The 611-nt window shown below is 55.1% G+C and carries 1 protein-coding gene; it reads left to right on the top strand.

What is annotated here, in order from left to right:
• Nucleotides 1–230: 230 nt before the first annotated feature.
• The coding region (locus tag AC1RPR_RS08015; protein WP_481763438.1) for a hypothetical protein at nucleotides 231–611 on the top strand (381 nt) is incomplete at its 3' end.

Below are 611 nucleotides of genomic sequence, written 5' to 3'. Positions count from 1 at the left end.
AGCCGTNACAAGAGTGCAGCGTATAAGCAAGCGAAGAAAGTTCAACGTGCTGCTGTGCGTTCGGGTCCAGAATTTCGAGAATTTAATCGGCTTGATGTGGCTGTGCGTCGCGCTGAGCAGGCTGGTAAAGATACGTCCGCGCTGATAGAGCAGCGCGAGCGCGCCAGAGCCGCGTGGAAGGCTGCGAAACAGCCTAGTAAATAACGCGTATTACATACAGGAGTCCAAAAATGAGTGACGAACTAAATCCGGGGCGCGCAGCGTTCCCGCCGTTCATACCAGAATCACCAACACGATTCGCGCAGCCTGCGGACCCGACGCCGACCCGGCTCCAGCGATTCCTTAACTGGCTGAACATTCGGGACCTGCCACGCACCGTTGTGCAGGACTGGAACCAAGACGATGGCGTTTATCACATGCGCAACCCGAACTACATAGGTCCGCTCTATGTGGTCAATCTGTCGCACATATCGAACTTCGTGCCCAAAAACCACCAGAACGTTGGTTTTGCGGACCTCGTGATTCAGCTGAATGACCTCGACAAAAAGCGCGCCGTCGTCAAGATTCCCGCGACGTGGCTTCCGGTTGACATTTCTCCGTACGTCCATCTG

It is taken from the genome of Dellaglioa sp. CoH-57-MRSF-22, assembly GCF_056781895.1.
Note: the sequence above shows the minus strand (reverse complement) of the source record. Positions and strands in the feature narration are given on the sequence as shown.